General features: G+C 47.0%; 19 protein-coding genes and 2 pseudogenes. 16 read left to right on the top strand and 5 right to left on the bottom strand.

What is annotated here, in order from left to right; genetic code table 11:
• The first annotated feature begins 146 nt into the window (after nt 1-146).
• From ACTWJ7_RS21610 to ACTWJ7_RS21575, 8 genes are all read left to right on the top strand, one after another.
• Nucleotides 147-1,097, top strand: coding sequence for a hypothetical protein (locus ACTWJ7_RS21610; protein WP_443145866.1), 951 nt, complete (start codon nt 147-149; stop codon nt 1,095-1,097).
• A complete protein-coding gene (locus ACTWJ7_RS21605; RefSeq protein ID WP_443146402.1) occupies nt 1,076-3,751 on the top strand; it encodes a beta strand repeat-containing protein in 2,676 nt (891 codons plus the stop codon). The genes ACTWJ7_RS21610 and ACTWJ7_RS21605 overlap by 22 nt, the downstream gene beginning before the upstream one ends.
• Nucleotides 3,752-3,777: 26 nt before the next feature.
• A complete protein-coding gene (locus ACTWJ7_RS21600; protein WP_443145865.1) occupies nt 3,778-4,497 on the top strand; it encodes a DUF11 domain-containing protein in 720 nt (239 codons plus the stop codon).
• Nucleotides 4,498-4,628: 131 nt separating this feature from the next.
• The gene (locus tag ACTWJ7_RS21595) at nt 4,629-4,763 is read left to right on the top strand and encodes a hypothetical protein (RefSeq protein ID WP_443145864.1); all 135 of its coding nucleotides are present in this window, start codon (nt 4,629-4,631) and stop codon (nt 4,761-4,763) included.
• Nucleotides 4,764-4,810: 47 nt separating this feature from the next.
• Nucleotides 4,811-6,853, top strand: a complete 2,043-nt coding sequence (locus tag ACTWJ7_RS21590) for a DUF7507 domain-containing protein (protein WP_443145863.1) — start codon at nt 4,811-4,813, stop codon at nt 6,851-6,853.
• Nucleotides 6,850-8,544, top strand: a complete 1,695-nt coding sequence (locus ACTWJ7_RS21585; protein WP_301878946.1) for a DUF11 domain-containing protein — start codon at nt 6,850-6,852, stop codon at nt 8,542-8,544. The genes ACTWJ7_RS21590 and ACTWJ7_RS21585 overlap by 4 nt, the downstream gene beginning before the upstream one ends.
• Before the next feature lie 174 nt (nt 8,545-8,718).
• Nucleotides 8,719-8,976 carry a YolD-like family protein gene (locus tag ACTWJ7_RS21580; RefSeq protein ID WP_024631886.1) on the top strand — a complete coding sequence of 86 codons (258 nt, stop codon included), beginning with the start codon at nt 8,719-8,721 and terminating at the stop codon, nt 8,974-8,976.
• 99 nt (nt 8,977-9,075) lie between these two features.
• Nucleotides 9,076-9,195, top strand: coding sequence for a hypothetical protein (locus ACTWJ7_RS21575; protein WP_024631887.1), 120 nt, complete (start codon nt 9,076-9,078; stop codon nt 9,193-9,195).
• 54 nt (nt 9,196-9,249) lie between these two features.
• Here ACTWJ7_RS21575 and ACTWJ7_RS21570 read toward each other — a convergent pair.
• Nucleotides 9,250-10,508, bottom strand: a pseudogene (locus tag ACTWJ7_RS21570) (amino acid permease).
• A 174-nt stretch (nt 10,509-10,682) separates the two neighbouring features.
• Between ACTWJ7_RS21570 and ACTWJ7_RS21565 the strand changes: the two are divergent.
• The 4 genes from ACTWJ7_RS21565 (at nt 10,683) to ACTWJ7_RS21550 (ending at nt 13,301) form a co-directional block, all read left to right on the top strand.
• Entirely contained in the window at nt 10,683-11,186 is a 504-nt protein-coding gene (locus tag ACTWJ7_RS21565) for a ferritin (RefSeq protein WP_024631888.1), read from the top strand.
• Nucleotides 11,187-11,586: 400 nt separating this feature from the next.
• The gene (locus ACTWJ7_RS21560) at nt 11,587-12,327 is read left to right on the top strand and encodes a polysaccharide deacetylase family protein (RefSeq protein WP_301878944.1); all 741 of its coding nucleotides are present in this window, start codon (nt 11,587-11,589) and stop codon (nt 12,325-12,327) included.
• A gap of 60 nt (nt 12,328-12,387) precedes the next feature.
• Nucleotides 12,388-12,762 (top strand): hypothetical protein, encoded by a 375-nt coding sequence (locus ACTWJ7_RS21555; RefSeq protein WP_443145862.1) that lies wholly within the window; start codon nt 12,388-12,390, stop codon nt 12,760-12,762.
• 71 nt (nt 12,763-12,833) lie between these two features.
• The gene (locus tag ACTWJ7_RS21550; protein WP_443145861.1) at nt 12,834-13,301 is read left to right on the top strand and encodes a hypothetical protein; all 468 of its coding nucleotides are present in this window, start codon (nt 12,834-12,836) and stop codon (nt 13,299-13,301) included.
• Between the two features lie 147 nt (nt 13,302-13,448).
• On the opposite strand, the pseudogene ACTWJ7_RS21545 reads toward ACTWJ7_RS21550, so the two are convergent.
• The 3 genes and pseudogenes from ACTWJ7_RS21545 to ACTWJ7_RS21535 form a co-directional block, all read right to left on the bottom strand.
• A pseudogene (locus ACTWJ7_RS21545) lies at nt 13,449-14,047 on the bottom strand (response regulator).
• On the bottom strand, nt 14,044-15,192 hold the full coding sequence (locus tag ACTWJ7_RS21540; RefSeq protein WP_285077415.1) for a sensor histidine kinase: 1,149 nt from the start codon (nt 15,190-15,192) through the stop codon (nt 14,044-14,046). The pseudogene ACTWJ7_RS21545 and the gene ACTWJ7_RS21540 overlap by 4 nt, the downstream one beginning before the upstream one ends.
• Before the next feature lie 93 nt (nt 15,193-15,285).
• On the bottom strand, nt 15,286-16,344 hold the full coding sequence (locus ACTWJ7_RS21535; RefSeq protein WP_024631893.1) for a fatty acid desaturase: 1,059 nt from the start codon (nt 16,342-16,344) through the stop codon (nt 15,286-15,288).
• A 375-nt stretch (nt 16,345-16,719) separates the two neighbouring features.
• Here ACTWJ7_RS21535 and ACTWJ7_RS21530 point away from each other — a divergent pair, with 375 nt between their 5' ends.
• Together ACTWJ7_RS21530 and ACTWJ7_RS21525 are read left to right on the top strand one after the other, a co-directional pair.
• On the top strand, nt 16,720-17,559 hold the full coding sequence (locus ACTWJ7_RS21530) for a YitT family protein (RefSeq protein WP_024631894.1): 840 nt from the start codon (nt 16,720-16,722) through the stop codon (nt 17,557-17,559).
• 345 nt (nt 17,560-17,904) lie between these two features.
• Entirely contained in the window at nt 17,905-20,067 is a 2,163-nt protein-coding gene (locus ACTWJ7_RS21525; protein WP_301878943.1) for a cytoplasmic protein, read from the top strand.
• A 172-nt stretch (nt 20,068-20,239) separates the two neighbouring features.
• Here ACTWJ7_RS21525 and ACTWJ7_RS21520 read toward each other — a convergent pair whose 3' ends face one another.
• Nucleotides 20,240-20,824, bottom strand: a complete 585-nt coding sequence (locus ACTWJ7_RS21520; protein WP_367620524.1) for an AAA family ATPase — start codon at nt 20,822-20,824, stop codon at nt 20,240-20,242.
• Between the two features lie 296 nt (nt 20,825-21,120).
• On the opposite strand from ACTWJ7_RS21520, the gene ACTWJ7_RS21515 reads away from it, so the two are divergent.
• Nucleotides 21,121-21,468: a PadR family transcriptional regulator gene (locus tag ACTWJ7_RS21515; protein WP_443145860.1), complete on the top strand. Its 348-nt coding sequence runs from the start codon at nt 21,121-21,123 to the stop codon at nt 21,466-21,468.
• Complete coding sequence (locus ACTWJ7_RS21510) at nt 21,452-22,339, top strand: permease prefix domain 1-containing protein (protein WP_301878938.1); 888 nt, start codon at nt 21,452-21,454, stop codon at nt 22,337-22,339. Before ACTWJ7_RS21515 ends, ACTWJ7_RS21510 begins: the two co-directional genes overlap by 17 nt.
• Nucleotides 22,340-22,396 lie beyond the last annotated feature (57 nt).

Genomic DNA, 22,396 nt, shown 5'->3' with positions numbered 1-22,396 from the left:
ATTTAATTTTGTTATATGAAAAAAAAGCTTACATAAGTGCAAAGTGCATAAAGTTCTTTTTATGGGACAAACAAAAGTCCGCATTAGGCTCATAGACTGTGTATAAAAGCTCCAATTCATATGATTGCAATTTTGATGAAGGGGAGGTGAAATTCATTCCTCTTGTCGTTCGTTCAACCGTTAATGCTACGGGAGCAATTACATTTACAGGTAATACGCTTGGACTAAGTCGATCGGAAGTAGCGGGGGCTCCTGGAACACAGGACAGTATAGGAGCTTTTACGACAACCAACGCCACCGTCCAGTACGGTACCTATCCTCTGGGAACCACGAGCCTTTATCAGAGCAACAGTTCAGCGGCTATACTCGTTCTTCCTGTTGGCAGCACCGTCTTGTATGCAGAGTTGATCTGGGGTGGAAGTTACATCAATGGAACAGTCAATCTGAGTGCTGCAATCAACAATCCGGTTACGTTTATTACACCCGCAGGAACTTTCAGTGTTACCCCTGATCCACTTACCTCCAATCAATTCGATCTGGGGAACGGCGCTTCCGGCTATGTGCGTTCAGCCAATGTTACTTCGCTTGTACAAAATGGGGGAGCCGGTACATATACCACCGGAGCAGTTGTAGGAACAATTGTCATTACTAATGATGCTACAGCCAATCATGCGGGCTGGACGCTCGGCGTCATTTACCAGAACCCCAGCCTGCCTTTTCGCAACATGTCCTTGCGTGCAGGCGGGGTACTCGTCCAATCCACCTCGGCGCCAGTTGTTACCACACTGACTGGATTTGCCACTCCGCTTTCGGGTGCATTAGGTGGGAGGGCATTGTTCAGTGCGCAGGAGGGGACGCAAACCGGACCGGTGATCAGGCGCTATTCGGGCCGACCTCGGCAACTTCAGTTGCCTTGTCCGGACCAAACAATCTGGCTGCGAACTTTTTTGCTTCTCAAATCAACGGAGATACCGGAGCACTTAATACAACAGGGACTTTTGGTACACGAAACCAGACGAATGGCGCCCCAGGCACCAATATTATCGGCGGACGTCAAGGCTGGGATATTACCAACGTGGATGTGTCAGCCAGACTGATCAACAATCAGTCTTCTGCGGTATTAACGTTAACGACTTCCGGGGACGCCTATATTGTCAACGCCAATGCGATTCAGGTTGATATCAATGCGCCCAAAATTACAGTGGCGAAGGCATCCGTTGCCTCGGGTGCGGTAGCGGGGGATAGCATTCTCTATACCGTTACCGTCAGCAATGCAGGTACAGCCAGTGCGGCTAGCGTTGTGTTATCCGATTCGATGCCTGCAGGGCTTACCTTTATTCCCGGAAGTGTAACGGTCGCTGGTGTATCTCGGCCAACACTCGATGTGACCACCGGCATTCCGCTTGGTTCATTAAACCTATCCAACAGTATTGTTGTAACCTATCGTGGGCTCATTGGCCAGGATGCAAACATATTGCAGCTGGTGAATTCAGCGAATGCCGCGTTTACCTTTCAAAGTGTGGCAGGAGGGGCAGTGATTACGGGAGTTATTCCATCCAATAACTCTACACTTACTGTTTATTCACCCAATCTGTCCATTTTGAAGTCGGCGAGTACAACCAACGCCACAGTGGGTGATCAGGTTACGTATACGCTTCAGGTAAACAACGGGGGAAATGTTGCTGCCAACGTTACATTAACGGATAACATCCCTAGTGGAAGCTCGTATGTGGCAGGCAGCTTCCGACTGAATGGGAATGTGATTGCAGGCGCCAACCCTGCGACTGGTGTCAATTTGGGGAGTCTCGCGGCAGGGAGTACCAATACCGTAACCTTCCAGGTACTCGTAACAAGTCTGCCCACGCCTCCGACCCTTGTGGATCAAGCCACGGCCTCCTATTCCTTCAACTCGCCTGACGGTCGGACTATTAACGGAACAGTAGCGTCGAACACTCTGACCATTCCCGTTACCTTGCCTAATGTAACAACTGTAAAATCGGCATCTGTCACTGATGTTGCAGTTGGAGAGACGTTTACGTATACAATCGTTACGACCAACAGTGGCATCCAAGTGATTAACAATGTGATACTTACGGATTCTCTCCCAACAGGTACTACATTCGTACCCGGCAGTGTGACCGTCAGAGGAACTGTGGTACCATCGGCCAATCCGAGCAGTGGAGTTTCGCTGGAATCGCTGGCAGCCGGGAGTTCTGCGTCGGTGACGTTTCAGGTTAATGTGCAATCCCTGCCTGCTTCAGGTTCGTTAGTCAACCGAGCCGCAGCGTCGTATAGCTCTGGTTCGTTCACGGGGATATCGAGCTCCAATACCCTCACAACCCCTGTATATCAGGCGGTAATCGGCATTACCAAGTCCGCGAGTCAATCGAATGCGACACTGGGAGATCAGCTGGCATACACACTAGTGGTAACGAACAGCGGGAACATAGCTACCCAAGTGAATGTGACTGATACGATTCCGACAGGTCTGACGTTTGTCCCGGATTCAGTAACGGTGAATGGTAATGCGCGTCCCGGGACCAGCCCATTAACCGGAATAACGCTGGGCAGCCTCCAGCCAGGAGGAACAGCAACGGTTGTGTTCCGAACTTCACTCACTACACTCCCATCACCGCCAACGCTCGAGAATCAGGGGAGTGCTAGTTATACGTACCAGCTTCCGAGTGGACGTAATCTCTCGGGAAGCAGTGTATCCAATGTTGTTCGCATACCTGCATCGAACCCCAATATATCCATTAACAAAACAGTAAATACGCCAGACGCCACTGTAGGAGATGTGCTTACCTACACGGTCAATGCAACAAATGCAGGGAGCAGTGCAGTACAAAATCTGGTTATCTCGGATTTACCAACTGGTTCGGAATTTGTGTCAGGCAGTGTCACGATTAATGGAACTGCTGCAAGAAACGCAAGTCCAATTTCGGGCATTGCTGTCGGTACATTGAATAGCTCGAGCAGCGTAACAGTGACCTATCAAACAAGAGTAACATCCGTCCCGTCCACAGGTTCAGTCAGCAACCGGGCAAGTGCAGCATTTACGTCAGGCAGTTTTAATGGCGTTTCTTCGTCCGTCACGGTGAATACACCCATATTCCAACCGGTAATCCAAGTGGTGAAAACAGCTAGCACATCAAATTTGACGGTAGGGGATTCCTTTAATTACTCCATCCAAGTCAACAATTCAGGCAATATTGCCGCAACGGTTACCATAACCGATCCGATTCCTGCGGGAGCTGTATTCAGTACGAACAGCGTCATTATAAATGGGATACCTACACCGGGCGTTAGCCCGGCAACAGGAATTAATTTGGGATTGATTGCTGCAGGATCAAGCGCAACAGTCACATTTGTTGCAACAGTCACAAGTTTGCCGGATCCAAGGCAGTTGACTAACCAGGCAGTTGCATCATTCGCTTATACTCTTCCAAGTGGGAGAACGGTCTCCGGGTTCTCATCATCGAACACGATTACCATTCCAGTATCCCTGCCCAATGTAACGATTGTAAACAGTGACAATGTGGATTATGGCGTAGTCGGGGATGTCATTCGATACAGATCTGTTATTCGCAACAATGGAACAGTAGCAGTGAATAATGTGGTTTACATCAACCCTCTTTCTTCGAATACTCCCTTTGTACCCGGAAGTGTCATTGTGAACGGGAGTTCTTTCCGCTCTCCAATCCGACCGCCGGCATTCCAATCGGTACTTTGGCTCCAGGAGCCGAAGTAACCGTAACTTTTGAGGTGACGATTACTATGCCGATTCCTTCACAGATTAACAATCAGTCGACGGTCAGCTTCACATCCGGTTCATTTTCGGGGTCATCATCTTCCAATACAACACAGACTCCGGTCATTCAACCGCAAATTTCACTCGTCAAAACAGCGAATACAGTGAATGCGACCGTAGGTGATACGGTTGTATACACAGTGTCTGTCAGCAATACAGGCAACCTGGCGGCAAATGTCACAGTGACGGATACCATCCCTGCTGCGACTACATTTGTATCCAACAGCGTTGTGGTTTCAGGAATACCACAGCCGGGAGCGACACCTGGAGCGGGCATACCAGTAGGAAATGTAGCTGCAGGAGCGACAGCTGTCGTCACGTTCGCGATTATAGTGGATTCCCTTCCATCTCCGCAGCAACTTAGCAATTTTGCTACATCTTCTTTTACATTTACACCTCCTGACGGGCGCACGTTAACAGGAACAGCTACTTCAAATACGCTGATATTTCCAGTCTCATCACCAAACGTAGCCGTAGTTAAAAGTACAGTTTCGACTGCGGCTGCCGTAGGTGATACAGTCACTTACTCCATTCTGGTAACGAACAGCGGAATAGAGGCGGTCAACAATATTCAGTTCTCAGATCCGATCCCTCCTGGAGCCTCCTTTGTTGCAGGCAGTGTCACGGTGAATGGGGTGGTGCAGCCCGGCTCCAATCCGGCAGGGGGATATCGCTCGGTACGTTAGCTCCGGGAGCATCCGCTACCGTCACTTTTAGTATCAATGTCAACGCAATCCCAGCAAGCGGCCAATTAAGCAATCAATCCACAGTCAGTTTTACCTCGGGGGCTTTCTCCAGCACAACGTTCTCCAATACTGTGGTTACACCCGTCTTCCAGCCTATACTCACAGCACAAAAAACGGCCAGTACACAAAACGCTACCGTGGGGGACACCGTTAGTTATACGGTTACCGTGAGCAATCAGGGAACTATGGTGCCCAGATTAACCTGACGGACAATATCCCTGCGGGAACCGTTCTTGTTCCGAACAGTGTCATTGTGAATGGTCAGCCATTACCTGCCGCCAATCCCGCAGCAGGCATTCCGGCAGGCACAGTCGCTGCCGGGGCTACAACAACGATTACCTTTTCCGTAGTTATTGATACATTGCCCACCCCGCAACAACTGGTGAATCAGGCTTCGGTCGCTCTTTCCTTTACGCTGCCTGATGGACGCAGCATATCGGGTTCAGTTTTGTCTAATGTACTTACCATTTCAGTGTCGGCTCCAGATGTTGATGTGGTGAAATCGACGACATCTACGGCTGTATCTGTTGGGGATGTCGTAACGTACAGCATTGCAGTAACCAATAACGGAATTGCGACGGTCAGCAATGTGGTCTTCACGGATGCAGTGCCGACAAGTACTGTTCTTACAGCAAACAGCGTGTTTATTGATGGTGTTCTTCGACCAGGTGCTAACCCATCTACCGGAATAACGCTTGGTTCCATCGCACCTGGTGTTACCGTGACCGTTGTTTTCAGTGTGCAGATTACAGCGCTCCCGGCAAGTGCAGTTCTGAATAACCAGTCCACGGTAAGTTTTACATCAGGTGCGTTTTCGGCAACTACATTTTCCAATACGGTTACAACACCGGTCTATCAGCCGGTTCTGTCTGCAGTCAAAACGGGCGACCGGGCTATAGCTACGGTAGGGGATACCGTCGTTTACAGCATCGCGATCTCCAATGCAGGAAACTATGGGGCATCAGTCACGTTAACCGATACGATCCCTGCAGGAACAGAGCTCGTGCCGAATAGCGTCATTATTAACGGGGCATCTGCACCGGGTGCCGATCCTGCTTCAGGCATTCTGCTTGGCGTCGTTTCTACAACGACCTTGGTCATGTTCTCGGTCGTTATTGTTACCCTTCCGTTGAGCCAGTCCATTTCGAATCAGGCATCTGCGACATATTCTTATGCATTGCCTGACGGAAGAACTCTGGGGGGCAGTATATCGTCCAATACACTCAATATTCAGGTATCTGCGCCGGATGTACGTGTAGTGAAGACGACAGCTGCAGTGGATGCTGTGGTAGGAGATACGATTGTATATGAGATGGTTGTGACCAATAACGGAATTGATCCTGTTAATAACATTGTGTTAACTGATCCAATCAGTTCGGCTGTTACCTTTGTTACTGGAAGTGTCCTGGTAGACGGTGTTCCGCGTCTCTCGGCAAACCCTGCACTCGGCATAGCGCTGGGTTCCTTGGCACCTGGGGCATCTGTAGCGGTATCGTATGCGGTTCGGGTCAATGCGCTGCCTGCACCGCCGCAAGTGAGCAGTCAGTCATCGGTAAGTTTCACATCAGGTATCTTCTCGGGAGCAGCCTATTCGAATACGGTGGTTACGCCAATTTATCAACCAATTATTGCCGTAACCAAAACAGCAAGTACGTCCAATGCGACAATCGGTGACACCATCGTCTACTCTTTTTCCATCTCGAACAGTGGCAATCTGGCAGCGAATTTGACACTGACGGACAACATTCCGGATGGAGCAGTACTCCTTCCCAATAGCGTCCTGATTGATGGTGTTCCACAGCCAGGTGCGAATCCGGAATCAGGAATTGTGGTTGGCACGATATCTCCAGGAGGTTCCGTTAATGTGACAGTCACCCTTGAAGTTACTGTGGATTCTTTGCCGCAGAATCAGCAGCTGGTCAATCAGGCTGTGGCCAATTATACATTTAGTCCGCCGGATGGCCGTCAGTTGACCGGTACGGTATCCTCCAACGTTCTGGTGATTCCTGTCTCTGCACCAAATGTTGTCGTTGTCAAAAGCACAAGTGCAGTTGATGCTGTTGTCGGCGATGTGATCACCTATACGGTTGTGGTAACCAATACTGGCATCGAAGTGGTCAATAACGTGGTCATGGTAGACCCTGTACCAACAGGCACCGTATTTGTATCTGGAAGTGTTACGGTGGATGGCGTGGCAAGGCCTACCGGAAATCCGAATACAGGAATAACGCTCGGATCGATTGCTGCCGGTGCTTCAATTACCATTACATTCCGAGTAGAGGTTGTGGTGATATGAGCCAATCTTCCGGTCCGTTGTCCCACACGCTAAAGAATCAGTCACTGGTTCGATTCAGCTCGGGTGCGACTGAACTGGAACAGGTGGCTTATTCCAATACGGTAGTTACACCATGGATCGGCCCCAGGCTGCAAGTTCACAAGTTTTGCAACGTTGCTGAGGCTGCTCTGGGGCAGACGCTAACCTACCTGATCGAAATTATGAATTCCGGTAATTGTCCTGCCATGGTCCATTTGCTGGATTCGCTTTCATCGGAAACTTCACTTCTTCCCAATAGTGTGCTTCGGGATGGGACTCCGCTACCGGGAGTATCACCTGAGATAGGAGTTCCGGCACAGGAAGTCGCACCCGGAATGACGTTGCGAATTCATTTTCAGGTGATCATCGTCGGTCTCCCGCCGGCCCTGAAGCTGGTGAATCAAGCGAAGGTACATTATGAGTTTTTGACGCCGGAAGGGCGAACAGTTAAGGGAGAAGAGAAATCTAACGTGGTAGAAGTAAACCTGGTCTCGTCAAGTCTGTCGTTGGTTTTGAATGCAGATCGTGTTCAGACCTTTGTCGGGGATATCGTCACTTATAAGCTTTTGGTGAGCAATCCGGGTTTTATCATAGGAAACGATGCAAGTGTAATGATCCCATTGCCCAAAGGCATTGAATTTCTACCGGGAAGTGTCATAGTGAATGAGATTTTTGTTCCAGAGACGACGCCTGATTCCGGAATTTGGATTGGTGAGGTATTGCCGGGAAGAACGGTGCCAATTCAATTTCGAGTACAGATAACAGGAGGCAGCGTAGCCGAGGCCTTAACAATCCAGGCAGTGTTAGAGTATGTTTCAGGTGAAAATTTGGAGACTGTATACTCAAACGTAGCAACTTTACAAGTCGTTCAGCCCCGAATTTCGATTGCAAAAAGTGTAAAACCTCCCCTTGCTATTCCTGGGGATACCGTTCAGTATCAGATAACAGTACACAATGAAGGTTCATTTGCAGTGGATGCTGTCGTGACGGATTTTCTTCCGCCAGGCATGCGTTATGTCGAAGGAAGTCTCGGGTGGAATGGTGTAAAACGGCCTGGAACAAGTCTAGTCAAAGGCATCAATCTGGGAACGCTGACTGCACGATCTGCGGTTAATATCCAATTTGAAGTGATCCTTACAGAGCAGGAGCAGGATGCACCTGCAATCTTCGAGCTAATGAATCAGGCTCGCCTGATCTATACATTTCGCTTGCCCGATTCCCGTTCTGTGCAACGAATCATTTCCTCTAATTCGACATTTATTCAGTTGAAGTATCCTATCATCTCGGTCCATGTGGAAGTGAAGCCTGATCTGATTGAAAGGGGAGGAAATGTAACCTTTCATGTACATGTGACCAATACAGGGTCCTGGACTGCGCGGGTGCAGCTCGCTGATGTCCTTCCTTCAGGAGCCAAGTGGATTGGGGAAGCAGAAGTACGGGATCGAGCGACCATATCAGAGTATTCTTCACCAAAATATTTACATTTGGGTGAGATGGAACCTGGAGCAGAGAAAAGGGTCACTTACGTTGCACAGATATCCTCAGCCGAACAATTGGGAATCCAGCAGGGGTCCTTAACTGCAATGTATACTTACGAGTGGAACGGTCAAAGGCATTCAGGACAATCCACTTCGAATGTATATACTATTATTGTTGAAGATAGTGACGAATAATGGGAGACAACAGCTTCTGACTTGTATTCTGACTGTAAATGTAAGGGGTTTTTGCGTGGTTAAGGAGTCCTGACATTACACGAAGGTGAATGAATGGTATACTAATTAAATATGACCTCGGCAAATAACCCGTGGATTCGGGTCGTCGGATTAGCTATAGAGGAGGCCGCTACATTGGCAAAAGCAAAAGTTGCAAAAAGACCTACCCGGGATGAGTTTGAACTGGAAGAGCTGGGGAACCAACTGGTTGAAGCGTTTCATGAACGTTCGGAAGTGTTGCTGACTGTTTGGGGCAAGGAAGATCAGGTTCATGGGGTCATTGTGAAGCTGGATTCACGAACCCGGCTTGTGCATGTAGAGTATACAGAGGAAGAATTGACGGCCAAAGTGCCGTTCCTGGACATTATGCGGATTGATTCTCCACGGTACTGAGCGGAGATTATAAACAATATCTGAAACAGGGCTTCCGCCCTGTCAAATCCGTTCTCCCTGCATAAGATAACGCATACCTGTTGCAGAGGAGGTACGTCAATGAGCGAAGTATTAGGTGGAGAAGCAAGAGGCTACGGATACGGAGGTTTTACTTCTGTAGGTGCCATTCTGGTTCTGTTCATCCTGTTGGTTATCATCTCCAAAGCGTTCTTGGTATAATAATTATTCCAGATGAATAAAGGAAGCTCTGCCATAGCGGCAGAGCTTTTTTGTTTATAGGCCGTAATGTCGTTTTCGGTTGAGTAGTCCGAACAGAACGACGATCACCACAGGGTAGAGAACGGCCCACCCGGCAAAAGGGAACACGATAGCTGTGGCCACAAAGGAAATCCAGCTGATGGTTACCCCAGTACGACTGCCCTTGAGTAATCGGATTCCTGCTGCGCATCCGCCAAGATAGGTGAGAATAAACGTTGCATTGGGCAGCTGAATGAGCGTGGTTAGCGACACCAGACCAGATCCATAGATACCCAATACGAGAGTGAAGCAGATGGCGAGGAAGCCGATTCCAGCAATTGGAGTATGGTACCGACTGGATAAACGGGACATCCATTGCGGGGCAGACCCTTGTCTTGCCAGGGCATAAGCGACACGTGAAGCGGCACCAGCGTATGCAATGACCGTAGCGGTGCAAATAAATATGCCAGTCAGCCCGGCAATTAATCCGCCCAGGAACCCAGAGCCTGACTAATAATCCATACAAGGGAGACATCTGCTCCGCCATGAAGATAGCTTTGCGTTCCGACTGTCGCCAGAGCAGTCAGAAAATAGAGCACGCCTACAATGATAGCTGCAATCGTTACGCCTTTAATAGCTGCCTTGCGTGGATCAGTGAATTCTTCAGACAGGTGGGATACAGCCTCCCAACCAATAAAACACCAGAACAGAATGGCGCCAGCCTGACCGACACTTACCCAACCGTTCGGCATGAATGGTGTGTAATGTATGGATTCCATATTTGGAATAGCGAACACAAACGCCATGACGAGCACGATAATAATCGCCAGCACCACACCGATCTGTACCTTTCCGGCGACCTGCATGCCCACGATGTTAATGATCAGTCCAGCCGCGAGCATGGCAGCTGCGATCGCTGTTCGATACCCGTCACCAAGTTCAAGTGCCGCTGTCATATAACCTGCACCTGTAAGGGCAGCCACGGGAGCACCAATGGGAACGGACATCAGAAAGAACCAGCCAACTAAGGCTCCTGCCCGTTGTCCGAAAGCGAGAGTAACGAAATGGGACACGCCTCCTGCGTTGGGGTAGCGTGCCGAGAGTAGCCCCATGGATAGGGCAAGCGGGAGAATCAGCAGAACCATGCCTCCCCAGGCGAGGAGTGAGGCCGGGCCTGCCAGTTCGGCAGCAAGTCCGGGTACAATGAGGACACCTGAACCAAGAACCGCACTTATATAAAGCGCAACAGCTTGCGGCATGCCTATGGTTTTTTTGAGCTGCGTAGATGTGTTCATGAAATAAAAAGGCCTGCCTTCCAGAATGAAATGATTTTAGAGCGAGAACTATGTAATTATATAGGAAGAGAGGTAATCAGTCATTGGCGAATTTTGTAGAAAAATCAATGTAAGTCCAGTTGTTGTTATGGTAGAATAGGACCATCCCTAGAGAAAGAATGAGGTGTATTCCTGATGAGTAAAGAGTTGACAGAATCTCTAAATGAACAGATGAACTTCGAGTTTTATTCAGCGCATGTGTATCTTGCGATGGCTGCCTACTGTTCGAGCAAAAGCCTGGATGGATTTGCGAATTTCTTCATCGTGCAGGCGGAGGAAGAGCGGTTCCACGGGATGAAAATATACAAATTTCTGAATGATCGCGGCCAGCGTGCAACCCTCGCTGCATTGCCTGAACCAAAAAATGAGTATTCCTCAATGCTGGATGTGTTTGAACACGGATATGCACATGAGCAGCAAAATACGAAGAAATTCTACAATCTGGCTGATATTGCCCTGAATGAGCGTGAACATGCCACAATGTATTTCCTGAAATGGTTCATTGATGAGCAAGTCGAAGAGGAAGCTCTGTTTGACAATATCATTCAGAAGTTACGCCGCATCGAAAAAGACAGCAATGCTTTCTACATGCTGGACGCCGAATTTGGCAAACGTTCCTTTACTGCTCCGGCAGAGTAATCATGGACGTTAGCAATTGTAATCTGGATTAATTTGAACGGAAAGAAAATCGATCTACATATGAAAGGTCTGCTCTCGGGCAGGCTTTTTTGTTATATCATTTTAAGATTCCCTCGCTGGTTTCATATAAATTCCAGTACTAAATCTATCAGAAGCCACAATCTGGGTTAATAGAATATATGTCAACATTGATCTATCCCGTCGAATGTTCTTTTTCGAGCAAATCTATCAAATTCGTTTTATTTTTTTGGTTAATCTGACAAAAGTGTAACTCGAACGTAGCATTTGAAACGAGAATGGGACGCACTCTTTTTGATAGAATTAGGATTATCGCCAAGGGCTGCATTGAGAGAAACATCGACACCCGGGGAAATACAAGACATAAGGGAGACTTTTATTTATGCTACATATTCGTAAAACGTTCATCACCGCACTTGCTATTCTATTTATCATTCCATTGTTACTGCCGCAATCGGCTTCAGCGACATCATCCGCATCCAAGAATGCTGGAAATAAAGCGAGCTCCAAGATCATATATCTAACTTTCGATGATGGGCCGACCGCCCACACGGGACAATTGCTGGATATACTGGATCAGTACAATGCCAAAGCAACCTTCTTCATGCTCGGACCTCAGATGGAGAAATTTCAGAAGGCCACCAAGCGTATCGTTGCAGACGGACATGGACTGGGCTTGCACGGTGTAACGCATGTTCCAAGCAAATTTTATAAATCTGCATATAGTGGTTTGAAAGAAATGCAGCAGGCAAATGAAAGTCTGAACAAAGTGGCAGGCGTCAAAACGAGTCTCGTTCGCACTCCGTACGGTAGCAAACCGTATCTCAAACCTGCATACCGCAATGTTCTATTGGGTCAGGGTGGATTCCATCTGTGGGATTGGAATGTGGATTCCGAAGATTGGAAATACAAGAAGGATCATCAGAAAGTGTACAACAGCGTGATGAAGCAGATCCATAATGTGCAAAAAAGCGGAACCACCCCTGTGGTATTGATGCACGATCAGGAAGCGACATTAAAAGTACTTCCGCAAGTGTTAAAAACACTGAAAGCAGAAGGATACCATTTTGAAGTGCTGACGAAGAAAGTACAGCCCGTGAATTTCTGGAATGACAAACGTTAATATACTGGCTGGACAACAATGTAAGTTAATCTCAATAACGGCTTCAAGGAGGACAACAACATGAGTAAACCTAAATTATGGATGACGATTCCTGTGACAACAGCAGTGCTGCTTGCTCTTGCAGGGTGTGGTGGTCAGGATACCAAAACATCAACAGCGGATAACACATCCCCTGCGGTTGGCGAACAGACTCAGTCAGGAAGTGGAGGAGCGGATTTCTCCGGTGGAACGAAAGATAGCGGAACTGATACAACAGGAACAACGGGCACGGAAGGTTCGGCTGGCAGCGGGACATCAACATCGAATCCGGAAACGGGCAGTAACGGTCAAGCCCAGCAAAGCTCAAACGACATCATTCAGGACATCCGCAGTCAGCTGAAGATGAAAAACGCTTCGTTCCCTACTTCATTTTCCTTGGAAAAGGAAAACATCTGACTGCATCGATTACATCGAATACTTCAGATGCGTTCCATATTAACTTTTATTCTACTGACCAGCCTGTTGCGGTGAATGATGCTTCGTTGACGGCCTCTGGCAGCAAGGTGCCTGTTCTGGCATCCTATGAAGTGAAGACGTATAAGGATCCGAACAGTACGGATATTTTCCCTGATACAGACTTGAATGACGTGCCGAAGGATATGACAGTGGATCTGGGACATGGCATCAAGGGCATGACTGAAGGCGCGGCGGGCAGTCAGTATCTCACTTGGACAGAAGGGAGATGGACGCTTCAGATTCGATCTGTTTCCCAGGATAACATGAACAATCCGGGGATTGCGAAGAGAATGGTGGAATATTTGGAGACCCATACACTGCCAGTACCAAAGGAAAAAGGATTCGTCAATGTGGAGTACCCAAGCGGTGGTAAAAGCGTCAATGTAACGATCTCCTGGCAAGAAGGCAAGCAGATTCATCAGCTCCAGACCGAGCAGGTGCCTCTGGAAGCTTTGGGCATGGTGGTTTCTGTAAAATAAATCGTATGGCATTATTATGAAGCTTCAAAAGGAAATAGGCTGGCCTGGAGTGAGTGCTCCAGACCAGCCTATTTTTGTATTAGCAAGGTACATCGTTCCATCGTCGTACCTTATTTATTTATGTTTCAGTGGGTTAAAGCGGTACTTTCATTTAAACCACCCTTTTTCTTTTGAGCGGGTAATGGCTTCAATGCGGTTACTCGCATTTAACTTATTGAGGATAATAGAGATGTAATTCCGCACCGTGCCGGTTGTAATAAATAGATGTCCAGCAATTTCCTTTGTATTTTTGCCGTCTGCCATCAGGCCGAGAACGGCATTTTCACGTTCGGTCAGCGGATTCTCTTGTACATAAGCCTCATCCACCAGGTCGGGGCGAAAATACGTCTTCCATTCATGACCTGACGGATCGCTTCAGCCAGTTCTTCGATAGGGCTATCCTTTAACAGATAACCGCGTACACCGCCTTTCAAAGCGCGTTCGAAATAGCCAGTCCGGGCAAAGGTTGTCAAAATAATGACTTTACAGTTCATACCCTTAAGTTCCTCAGCGGCCTCCAAGCCACTTTTGACGGGCATTTCAATGTCCATCAGACAGATGTCAGGCATATGCTCACGGACAAGAGCAAGGGCTTCCTGTCCGTTGCTTGCACGCCCAACCACCTCCATATCCTCTTCCAGGTTGAGCAGGGAAGACAAGGCCCCCAGCATCATACGCTGGTCTTCGGCGATTACGATCCTGATCATTCTTCAACCTCCTTAATTGGTTTGCGGACTAGCTTGGGAACATGGATGACAATGCTTGTACCTTCCAAGCCTGTTCCGGAGCGAATATCCAGACATCCGTTAACAAATTCAAGTCGTTCTTTCATACCCAAGATTCCAGTACCACGCCGTTCTTGTTTGCGGGTACGTTCGATTCCGACGCCGTTATCCTGAACCGTCAGCACATTATCGGACGGTGTTTCCTCAATACGGATGGTGCATACAGCTGCCTGACTGTGTTTGACAACATTCGTGACAGCTTCTTTCAGACACATGCCGAGCACATTTTCATTCAGCTGGGACGTATCCTGCAATTTCGGATTGCCTTCCAGTACATATTCAATCGAGGCCGCCTTCAAAATCTGTTCGGCACGGAATAGCTCATCTACTAATTGTGTACCACGCATGGTGGTTACCATCTCTCGAACTTCCTTCAGGGCCGTGCTCGCTGTTTGTCTCAGGTCATTCAATTCGATCTCGGCCTGATCGGGATTGGTGCGAAGCAGACGCCTCGCCAAATCGGTTTTTAGACCGATAAGGGAGAGCTTCTGTCCAAGTGTATCGTGCAGATCTCGTGCGATGCGTTGCCGTTCTTCCATTTTCACCAGATCATCCAGCCGTTTGTTGGCATTCTCCAGTTGGCCTTCCAGCTGTTCCCGTTTGTTTTTGTTATACGTGCTGATCGGGAGCAGGATGGATGCCATAAGACTGATGAATACAAACGGAAACTGACTGAGCAGCAGGGTGCTCTGCTTGATGAAACTATAGTTAATGGTTAGAAAACTGGCTGCCAAATTCACCGAATAGAGGGTGAAGAAACCGGCTTTATTTTTAATATTCCCAATAAAAAAAGCAAGAAACAACGAGAAGTAGGCATAATCATAGGCGATGGTCATCGTAATCGATATGGCGATCAGAAGTCCAATCCACATATACACCTGCCAGCCCTTCGTGATGAAGGCAAGCAGATAACAGACGAAGAAGAACAGAATGATGAAAATTCCCGCCACCATGGGCCACAATTTGGAATATTGCGAAATATAATAGAAGGGCAGGATGAAAAAGACGAGCCATACATATGGATTTAAACCTGTATTTTTATAAAAGAGCTGCATCCACTTTTGAATGAAAATTCTCCTCCTCGGACTTGCAGTGTACTCAAACTTAGCCTGACTGTAGCATGACTTAAGCCTGAATACAAGAAAACGAATCCGACAGAGTTAAGGCTTCTCTGTCAGACCCGCTTGGTTGTTTACTCGGATAGGCGGTTGAACGTAAGGCTTGCGGGATAAGGTTTTGATCTCACCAAAGCTAATAAATTGCTTGGATTCTTCGTCCCACAGACGGAAGCGAAGGGCAGCCAGACTGGAACGAAGCGTAATCGTTGTAGCATTCTGCAATGGCGGTGTTGCGTTATGTGCTTCTTCCAAATAATAGTTGGGTACACGTGGGCTCAAGTGATGCACATGGTGGAACCCGATATTGCCGCTAATCCACTGCAACAATTTTGGCAGTTTATAATATGAACTACCTTCTACCGCAGCTTTTACATAACTCCACTCATCTTCATGTTCAAAATACGTATCTTCAAATTGATGCTGTACATAGAACAGCCAGATACCGAAGAAGCCGGAGAAGAAAAATACGGGTGCTTGCACCAGTACAAAAGCCTGCCAGCCGATTAACCAGCACATAAAGGCATAAAGGGCTACAATCAACACTGTAGTCAGGTGAGTATTCATACGTTCTTTACGTCTTGCACCTTTACGGTTAAAGCGGTAAGCGAACAAAAACACATAAATGGGTCCAATACCAAACATGACAAACGGATTACGATAAATACGGTAGAAGAGACGACCCCAAGGGGAAGCGGCTTTGTATTCATCAACGGTCATGACCCAGATATCACCTACACCACGTTTATCGAGATTGCTGCTCGTTGCGTGATGAATGGAATGCTCGTTTTTCCATTGCAGGTAAGGCGTCAGGGTTAATACCCCTGTAATGGTGCCGAGAATGTCGTTGGCACGTTTGCTTTTGAAAAATGAACCATGACAGCAGTCATGGAAGATAATAAATGTTCTAAGGACAAATCCCGAGGCTACGAGGGCAATCGGAAAAGTCAGCCAGTAGGACACGGACAGGCTATAGTACGCTGCGGCCCATAATAATAATAGTGGCAGTATGGAATTCACTAATTGTTGGATACTCAGGCGAAGATTATTTTTCTCATAAGGGGTTACTTCTTTTTTAAGCGCCATCTCTTTGGTTCTGCTCATAGACGTACGTCCTCCTTCAATGGTCGATAACTGTACTCAGTCATAACCTAACGCTTCCTGGGAAAATGTCTCCGAGTGAGGCGTTTTTATCATTGTATAAGAATGCGTCCAGTGCAGTAAGTCATAAACGTCAGCACTTTGTAATGATGAATATCAATGATGATCCATGACAAATGTCATGTGTGGACGATGGGAATCCGCTTTGTAGAGCTAAAAAAGCAGTATTTTCAGAATCCTTTGTACAATTCGCGCAACAATTTGTATTATGTATACAAATTTTGCTCATGGCATGGTAGAATCTATCATTGAGTGGTTATGACAACTTATGAAATTGGTTGATAGGTTGATTTTCTGATGGATTGGATGGAGTGAATGATGAAGAAAAGAATAACGGATATTCTATTTATTATGGCGGGTGCATTTCTGTTCGCACTTGCAGTAAACCTGTTCGTCATCCCGAATGATTTGGCTGAAGGTGGCGTTACCGGGATTACCATTATTTTGTATTATCTCTTTGAATGGTCTCCTGGACTAATGAACTTGCTTCTGAATGGTATTTTGTTGCTTGTGGGGTACAAGTTTCTGGACAGAACGACTACGGTGTATACCATAATTGCGGTGGTATTCAACTCGCTGTTCCTGCACTTGACCGAGAGCTGGACGATCGCCTCGGACGAGCTTTGGATCAATACTATTTTTGGTGGATTATTTGCCGGTCTGGGTATCGGCTTGATTGTTAGAGTAGGTGGCACAACGGCGGGGACGGTTATTCTGGCCCGACTTGCCAACAAATATCTGGATTGGAACATCAGTTATGGACTGTTATTCTTCGATCTGATCGTGGCGTTCTCTTCATTCTTCATTATAGGGCCGCAAGGGTTGATGTGTACGATTGTCATGCTGTTCGTTGGGACCAAAACGATGGAGTTCATTATTGAAGGGCTCAATCCGAAAAAAGCAGTTACGATTATATCTGCCAAACAGGATGCCATTGCTCAGCAGGTCATTGAGAAGATGGATCGGGGAGTCACCGTCCTGTCTGGTCATGGCTATTATACGAAGAACCCGAAAGAAATCTTATATATTGTCATTAGCAAACAAGAAGTTCCGATGCTGAAGAAGATTGTGCGAGCGGAGGACGAAATTGCGTTCATAACGATTCATGATGTACGTGACGTATTTGGTGAAGGATTCATTGAATTGTCCAAATCGTAATGAATGAAGCGTGTATATAAAGAAGTAAGGTAGCTGCGGTGTTTATCACTGCGGCTTTTTTGTTGTACATTTTGTAAATTCTTATACGCCAAGGAGCAAAGACAAAAAGCTGTACACTTGTGGAACCGATGATATATTGAATTCACTTCGTTAATAAGAACGTGGTATAATATGCATTAATCAGGCTATGGTATCCCTTCCTTCTGAACTCTTAATAGTACTAGGGGTACCGCTTCCCTGATTTTTTTAGTTTTTGGACCGCTTTATACATATGAAGAACCGTCACGAGATAGGCCAAGTATACCAATGCTGAATATATTATCGTCATGTGGGAGAGTACAAGTAATGGACTTATTCTCAATCTATTTCAGCAGGAATTTGAAAGTGATCATCGCAGAGCGCAAGGGCAAGCTGCCTGTGCGTATATTGGCGACTGCACTTAGAAATTTGGAATCGCTGGGATATACGTTTTCGACGAAACTGATAGATGTGCTGCGCACATGGGAACGCAGCGGATTCGTTTCCTGGTTTGAGCGACTGATGGGTGAGCTTCAACAGATGAAAGAAATCGATTTACAGGAAACCATCATGTATCCCAGATTTCCCAAGCAAAAAATGAATATTCAGGAGAGTCAGCTTTATCTGAATGTTTTGATGCACTCATGGAAAAAGCAGTTTCCTGAACATGAAAATGAACAGGAGCAGCGCATATTATGGCTGGACAAGCTGCGCCTGCGTGTAATTCAGCTTGGCAGTGAAGCGGATTTTTACCAAGTGGGAATAGACCTGCTTGCAGCGAAGGCTGCGTTAAAGCCAGCTGAAAGAGATCAGTTGATCTGGTTTGCAACAGAGTATGAGGGCTGGTCCGCATATGAGCCAGAGCCAGGGCAAATACCTGTGAGGGAAAATGCAGCCGTTTATTGTGCGGCTTTATTAAAGGCGGGGCGTGCTTCGTTGGAGCAATTCCAGCGGCATTTGCGGACAGCAACAGATATATTGTGCTTGGCTGTGGCCTGTTCCGATGGAGATGTCACTTTGAAGGAGACTACCCGCTTCCGTTCATTTAACCGATCTGAACGTCGGGTAATACTCGCTTTACTGGAGGCCGCTTCGGACCCGTTGGAAGATTTGTTTCGATATAAAGGGCGCTGGCTGAGATTGGCCGAGCGATTGCATCCGGGTGAGTATCAGCACCGTTATCCAAGGGCAGTAGCGGCGCTGAACGAGTTGCGACGCGGTAAACGACCGCTTACCTTTCATGGCAGGGTGGAACGGGCATTTGAACAGAAGGATAACCAGCTTATTCTGGTGACGCTCACAGAACGTCCAATAGAGATGGTCGGTCAGCTGGACCGAATGATTCGTTCCGGTGTTCCGGTACAGCATGTGATCGGCAAATTGGAAGTTGTGGAAGAAATGGTCTCGACTCGGGTGCTGCTTCGGGTGTTGGCCCACTTCTGCACAAGGAATGAGTTCCTGCCCAGGAGGAGCTTTTTCCCAAAAGGCAACACGGCAAATCTGTATGTCTCCACAAAACCGTTGCAGCCCATATCACTGGAGGATATTCATACGGTAATTTCTGCGGTAGAACATATACTGTTGAAACGATTTGCCGGGCTTCCCCCACTTGGTAATGTCTATATTGATGAGAGACTTCAAGACTTTACGGTTCCATCGGGGAAACGCCGGGCAAGCGAATCCATTCGAACTCTATCGCGTTCGTCATGGCTATCGTTGCCCACTGGAGATACGGTGCGCTTTTTCCTGTGGTGGAAAGAAGGCATGATGGGCGATGAACCAACCGGTCGTGTGGATGCCGATCTGTCGAGTGTACTTTATGATTCGATCTGGCGTTATATCGACCAGACATCCTGCACCTATCGGCAAGCGGATGAATATCAGGCTGCACATAGCGGTGAAATGGTGAAGGCACCTGATGGAGTGGCAAAGTATATGGATGTGCACTTGCCGTCGGTTTCCAGGTTGGGCGCACGTTATATGGTGATCATGGTTGACGCATTCAGGGCAGATGCCTTCAAGGACCTGCCGGAGTGTTATGCTGGCTGGATGATGCGTCAGGCGCCACAGTCGGATGAGATGTTTGAACCTTCAACGGTGCAGGAGCGAATTGAACTGACGGCGGATGTCCGTATTTGTATTCCGGCCATTATTGATGTAGAGGAGCGCCGCATTTTATGGTGTGATCTCGGCCTAAAGAGACATCCTAAAAAGCATCATACTGAGGAGAACAACAAGGCCGATTTGGCTTGGATAGCGCGGGCAATGACGGAGTTGAAACGACCGGATTTATATACCTTATTCATGCTTCACGCTAAAGCTAGGGGAACATTGGTGGAGACACTAGGGATGGCCAATCTCGTATTTACAGCAGAGCTGGAATCCAATCGAGTGGCTGAAGTGGCAGAGTATCTGACAGAAGGGCCGCCCGTGGATCGCACCGTGATTACACCTCTGGAGCAGGATTATATTACGAAGCATTTTTTGTAACGAGGATGGAGACTGGATGTAACGTTTGGTCATAGCTCATTGTAGAGGGGTATTTGTCACGTTAGACCTGTGCGGGTCATCATGACATATACCCCTTTTAAGTGCGGATTAATGAGCGTATAAGCTAAGCATGAGAGTGTACTGAACGGATGGGTTCAGGGTCATTCCATGTTTATTCGTATATTCGTTGTTCGACTTCAGCAAACGCGATATCAGGGCTCTCATCGGAATTATCGATATAAGCCACGGCTGAAGCAGGCAACGGCCAGGCGATTTGTTTTCGGGTAAGTGAAGCTGTGAAGGCATCCCAGTTTTCCAGCTTCCACTCATCCAGCGGAGATTGTCTGTCTGTAATCCGCTCACGATACAACGCTTCATTTGCCAGATAAATATAGGCTACACGTACATCCGTATCGTCGAGGGAACGTCCGATCCGTGCGAGTTCCTGCTCGATCCAGTCCGGAGTTCCGATTTCTTTGGTAAAGGGTCCAACAACAACCGTATCGATACCCAATTGCACGTTGTCCAGTGCAGCATCCATCGTAATACGATATCCCAGGTCACGGCATAACCGTTTGTATTCCGGTGAATCGCGATCGGATGGATCGAGTCCCTGTAGGGTCATTATTGCTTCGGCAGCAGGACGCAGCAGGATATCCATATCAAAAAAAGCAGCTTTATATTTACGGGAAAGGGCTTTGGCAAGGGTTGTTTTGCCGCTCCCGGCCCCGCCGAGAAAGAATATCAATTTGCTCATGGTTTGGATGGCCTCCTCATAATGGTTAGAACGAATATGTAATATGAAAACAAAGAATAGAGAGATTCAGTATAGTATCTCAGATGTGAAATGACTTGTTTATTTTATCATAAACGTATCCAATTCATAGCTGGATAGAAAAGGAAGAATCAGGTAATATAATACCTAGTTTTACTATGCATAGAATTCCGATGTATGTAGCCAAGTGATTTTATTAGGTTCACGTTTATTTTTAAGAAGTGGTAAAAGTGGTTGATGTTATTGGGTAGGAGCATGAACAAAAGGGAGTGACAGCTTTGCAGGTAAACAAACAAATGATTAAAGGCAGCACGGAAACATTGATTCTTACACTACTGAAGGAACAGCCGCTTTACGGTTATGAATTGATTAAGGAACTCCATCGTCAATCCGAAGGTGTGTTTAATTTGAAAGAAGGTACGTTATATCCCATTTTGCACGCGATGGAGCTTGAAGGGTGGGTGGAGTCCTACTGGATGGAGGTTGAAGGTAGGAAACGTAAATATTATTCAATTTGTGATAAGGGTGTTGAGGCGTTAAAGCATAAAAAAGCCGAGTGGCTTTTATTCCGCGGTGCCGTGGATCGGGTGCTTGGGGAGGGGGGCTTACATGACGGATCGACATGAGAAGGTTAAACATTATCTTGATCAAATGTGTAGTCAGGTTAAGGCACGTGAAGTACATACGGATCTGCGTGATGAGCTTGGCAATCACATGGAAGAAATGATGTTGGACAAGCAGCAAGAGGGACTGAGCCAGGAAGAGGCAGCTGCATACGCCATTGAGCAGATGGGTGATCCCGCAGTTGTCGGCAAAAGTATGCACAGATTGCATCGTTATCGTATGCATTGGGGGCTATTAGTTGGATTACTTGGTTTGGCTACAGTAAGCCTGTTGTTAATGTGGATTTTTACGACCAATGTTACAGTGAAAATATATCAGGAACTGTATAGCAATCATGTAATATACACTGTTATGGGTTTCATATTCATGTTGTTCTTTATTTACTTTGATTATCGAAAATTTAAAGAAGCGGCTTGGTGGATCTATATTCTGCTTAATGCCATGCTTTGGATGAATCCAGTGCTATCTTCAACTTACAATGGTATAAATAGATTTTGGGTGTTACCATTCGGCTTTGTGCTAGATGTGACGACGGTTTCAATGTGGGTATTGCCACTTGCCATTGGCACAATTATGCTGGACAAGCTTCGTTCCAATTGTAATATGCTATCCATATTGACATACATTACGATGGTAACGTTCCCTGCAGTACTATTGTTTCAAATATCGGACTGGGTTCGCTTGTTTCTGTTTGGCATAATGTCCATTATTTTATTTGGCTGGCTCACGCGAAAATGGCTTTATACCGTCGTAGGTGCTGTAATAACAGGATGTGTTTTTGTGTTTTTATTGTTTTTTGCGGATCAATATGGACGTCTAGAGAGGCTCTCTGTCGTTTTGAATCTTCAGACTGACCAACAATTCCATTATTGAAGTTATTCGATCAGCGGGCTGGTGGGGCAACGGGATTGACACAACGTTCGACATGTT

It is taken from the genome of Paenibacillus sp. 1A_MP2, from assembly GCF_052244825.1.
Taxonomy (GTDB): domain Bacteria; phylum Bacillota; class Bacilli; order Paenibacillales; family Paenibacillaceae; genus Paenibacillus; species Paenibacillus vandeheii.
This window is presented reverse-complemented; position numbering and strand designations above follow the sequence as displayed.

Bases quoted from the DNA above. Each gene is read 5' to 3' on its own strand.
- ACTWJ7_RS21555 (WP_443145862.1), top strand. From the start codon at position 12,388: ATGAGTAAACCTAAATTATGGATGACGATTCCTGTGACAACAGCAGTG.
- ACTWJ7_RS21525 (WP_301878943.1), top strand. From the start codon at position 17,905: ATGGACTTATTCTCAATCTATTTCAGCAGGAATTTGAAAGTGATCATC.
- ACTWJ7_RS21530 (WP_024631894.1), top strand. From the start codon at position 16,720: ATGAAGAAAAGAATAACGGATATTCTATTTATTATGGCGGGTGCATTT.
- ACTWJ7_RS21575 (WP_024631887.1), top strand. From the start codon at position 9,076: ATGAGCGAAGTATTAGGTGGAGAAGCAAGAGGCTACGGATACGGAGGT.
- ACTWJ7_RS21520 (WP_367620524.1), bottom strand. From the start codon at position 20,824: ATGAGCAAATTGATATTCTTTCTCGGCGGGGCCGGGAGCGGCAAAACA.
- ACTWJ7_RS21535 (WP_024631893.1), bottom strand. From the start codon at position 16,344: ATGAGCAGAACCAAAGAGATGGCGCTTAAAAAAGAAGTAACCCCTTAT.
- ACTWJ7_RS21565 (WP_024631888.1), top strand. From the start codon at position 10,683: ATGAGTAAAGAGTTGACAGAATCTCTAAATGAACAGATGAACTTCGAG.
- ACTWJ7_RS21600 (WP_443145865.1), top strand. From the start codon at position 3,778: ATGCCGATTCCTTCACAGATTAACAATCAGTCGACGGTCAGCTTCACA.
- ACTWJ7_RS21510 (WP_301878938.1), top strand. From the start codon at position 21,452: ATGACGGATCGACATGAGAAGGTTAAACATTATCTTGATCAAATGTGT.
- ACTWJ7_RS21585 (WP_301878946.1), top strand. From the start codon at position 6,850: ATGAGCCAATCTTCCGGTCCGTTGTCCCACACGCTAAAGAATCAGTCA.
- ACTWJ7_RS21560 (WP_301878944.1), top strand. From the start codon at position 11,587: ATGCTACATATTCGTAAAACGTTCATCACCGCACTTGCTATTCTATTT.